This is a genomic window from Candidatus Cloacimonadota bacterium (assembly GCA_011372345.1).
Lineage (GTDB): Bacteria > Cloacimonadota > Cloacimonadia > Cloacimonadales > TCS61 > DRTC01.
Window position 1 is genome coordinate 1 of sequence record DRTC01000511.1, and the last position, 3,415, is coordinate 3,415.

Here is a 3,415-nt window from a genome sequence, read left to right on the forward strand (position 1 = left end):
CTTTTAATTCCATCTGGTCAAATAAAGGAGCCAACTTTCCCATAGAAATTTTTTCATAAAATTTAAGAGCTTCCTGGAATTTATACCAGTTAGATTTTTCAAAATCCTTTTTAAATGTTAATTCTTTTCCAGGATTGGTTTTTTTAAGAATATCCTCTTCGATAGTATCATCTAACCATTTCAGAGGATTGTATTCATCTTCAGCCTTGAATTCAGCAAAAAGCTCATTATATTTGATTATTCTCTCTTTTTTCTGCTCTTTTTCAGCAGCAAGTTCAGGTTCTGTGATCGTTGGTTTTATAATATCTGATATACTTTTTTTGACTTTTGACCAGTGACCTTCATCCATCGATGTTATGAGAAGAAAGTTCGAATAAAGTTTTTTGGCAGCAAACAGAATTCTTTCCGTATTATCGATGGTTGCGTTTTCATCGATCAACCTCGGATCATGCCAAATCAAATTCGGAATGTCAGGTTTATATTGGGCATCCGCATGACCGAGATGATGCTTCGATGTTTCCCAAACCCCGGTCATCGAATTGATCTCATCAAAAGTTCCGACAAAATTTTGATGACAAAAAGTATCGGCAAGCATGTGGGTGGCTATTCCGAGAGAAAACAAATCTTCGCTTTTGGTTGTTTCAAAAAATATTTCCTGAGAGTAGTTACTTGCCGGAGTAGTCATTAATAAATGCATTTTTCCATCTTTCCTACTGACTTTTGTGCTGGTTGGAGTTCCCGGCAGGTAATGATATAAAAGATGCATTCTGATCAATTTCTTTTCGGGATTGGTGATGTCAGGAGTCTGGCTGATGAAATTTTTATAAATGTCATTTTCGGGAGTTTTTATTTTAAACGGGATAAAATTATCATCTACATATTGCGAAGAATAAGCAATTATTTCAGCTTCACCCTTATCGAATCCTGCTTCGAGAGCGAGATATTTTGTGATGTAATAATGAAATTCAATGTTCATATAAAACCTTTTTCAATTTTTGGTGTTAAGTTGTGTTTCAGATAAAAAAGTATATTTTTGTAAAGAAACAAACAAGACTGTGTCAGGCTTTTGACTGATTGTTTTTTATCCGCTTTTCTTAACACTAATAATCCGAAGATTATTAATAATCCAATTTCTTCTAACTTACATATCATACAGGTAAAATGTTAAATTGTAAGCATATATGTCAATAAAATAATCCTTGATTTGTAAATTATTTTCTTATTTATCAAATATTTAGGTTAGAAACCTGCTGTTTATGGGCAAAACAGCAGGTTGAAATTTCTAATATTTTTTCAGTAGATCATCGTATAAAGGGAATTTTTTACAGAAATCTCTAACTTCATTTTTAATTTCCACTAATTTTTCTTCATCTTTATAATTCTTATAAACCTGTGAAATAAATTCAGCGATTTTCTGCATCTCCGGTTCTTTCATTCCCCGAGTTGTAACTGCCGGAGTTCCAAGCCTGATCCCGGAAGCGACAAAAGGTTTTCGAGTATCGAAAGGAACCGTATTTTTATTGGCAGTAATTCCCGCTTTGTCGAGACAACCTTCCATTTTTTTGCCGGAAGGACCGCCTTCTTCTTCTGTTCCGAGATTAACCAGCATCAGATGAGTGTCTGTTCCTCCGGAAACGAGATTAAATCCCTGCTCGACAAGTGAACCTGCTAATTGATCAGCATTTTTGATTATCTGTTTCTGGTATTCTTTAAATTCCGGCGTAAGAGCTTCCTTAAAGGCGGCAGCTTTAGCCGCAATGACATGCATCAAAGGACCACCCTGCATTCCAGGGAAAACCCATCTATCAACATCTTTAGCAAACTCTTCTTTGCAGAGGATCATTCCGCCGCGAGGTCCGCGAAGAGTTTTATGAGTTGTGGTTGTAACAATATCAGCATAAGGAATCGGGCTTTCGTGTAATCCGGCTGCGATCAATCCGGCAATGTGAGCCATATCGACGATAAATTTCGCTCCAACCTCATCAGCTATTTCCCGGAATCTGGCAAAATCGATCTTGCGGGGATATGCACTTGCTCCGGTCAGGATCATCTGCGGTTTGACTTCCAAAGCAATTTTCCTGATCTCATCGTAATCGAATTGTTCGGTTTCCTTGTTGACTCCGTAAGGAACGATGTTGAATAAATAACCGGAAAAACTTAAGGGATGACCGTGAGTTAAATGTCCGCCATGAGATAATTCCAGACTCAAAATCGTGTCTCCGGGTTTGATAATGGAAAAATAAGCTGCCATATTTGCCTGCGAACCGGAATGAGGTTGGACATTAGCGTGTTCTGCTCCAAAGATCTCTTTGGCTCTTTCGATCGCCAGTTTTTCTACTTCGTCGATATACTCACAACCTCCGTAATAACGACCGTAAAGTTTGTAATTGATCTTATCGGTTTTTTTACTCCAGCGATAGGGATAACCTTCCGCATATTTGTTGGTCAAGACTGAACCGGCAGCTTCGAGAACTGCTCTCGAAACAAAATTCTCCGAAGCGATCAACTCCAGGTTTTCCGATTGTCTTTTTAATTCACTATACATTACCTCGAAAAGTTCAGGATCTTGTTTTTTTATGAACTTCATCTAATTTCCTCCATAATTTGCCACTGACTTGCGCAGACTTTGCAATGATATTTTTGTCCACGAAATACACGAAAAGACGCGAAGAATTCAGCACGAACAAAAACGAACGAATTTCAAAATTTACACACACATGAGTTTTTTATCTGTGTTAATCCGTCATATCCGTGTCATCCGTGTTCTATCGAATCAGTCTTGTGGCAATTTTTCATATTTTTTTATTTTTTCTAATCTTGGGATATGTCTTCCTTTTGAAAATTCTGTTGATAACCAGGTTTGGATAATTTCTTTTGCCAGGTATTTGGAAATTAATCTTCCTTGTAAAACTAAAATATTGGAATCATTATGTTCCCGTGAAAGTCGTGCTAATTGGATCGAATCACAGAGAGCAGCTCGAATTCCTTTTACTTTGTTGGCAACGATACTCATTCCGAGTCCGCTTCCGCAAATCAGGATTCCTCTCTCACAATTTCCTTTGCTTACTTCTTCAGCAGCTTTGAAACCTGTATCAGGATAATCCATCGATTCCAGACTGTGTGTTCCGAAATCGAAAATTTCATGTTCGGATAAGAATTCTTTTATTGCTTCTTTTAATTCAAATCCGGCATGGTCTGATGCTATCACTATGCTTTTCATATTATAGCTTTATGCTGAAAATCTTGCTCTCATCATCCTGCATAGAAATCCCGTAAACCCTGTCTGCATTCCTTACAGTGTATTCATTGTGGGATATAAGCAGGAATTGCGTGTCTTTTGTACTCTTTATTAAATTAGAAATCTTTTCTGCATTTTCCTTGTCCAGAGCTGCATCTATTTCATCCAGAATGTAGA

4 protein-coding genes are annotated in these 3,415 nt (G+C 37.2%); all 4 read right to left on the reverse strand.

What is annotated here, in order from left to right; all coding sequences use genetic code 11:
• Positions 1 to 976, reverse strand: a 976-nt coding sequence (locus ENL20_09815) for a hypothetical protein (protein ID HHE38853.1), incomplete at its 3' end; no start/stop codon positions are given.
• 306 nt (positions 977 to 1,282) lie between these two features.
• The gene (locus ENL20_09820; protein HHE38854.1) at positions 1,283 to 2,587 is read right to left on the reverse strand and encodes a serine hydroxymethyltransferase; all 1,305 of its coding nucleotides are present in this window, start codon (positions 2,585 to 2,587) and stop codon (positions 1,283 to 1,285) included.
• Between the two features lie 186 nt (positions 2,588 to 2,773).
• A complete protein-coding gene (gene rpiB, locus ENL20_09825) occupies positions 2,774 to 3,220 on the reverse strand; it encodes a ribose 5-phosphate isomerase B (GenBank protein ID HHE38855.1) in 447 nt (148 codons plus the stop codon).
• Position 3,221: 1 nt separating this feature from the next.
• Positions 3,222 to 3,415, reverse strand: a 194-nt coding sequence (locus ENL20_09830; GenBank protein ID HHE38856.1) for a hypothetical protein, incomplete at its 5' end; no start/stop codon positions are given.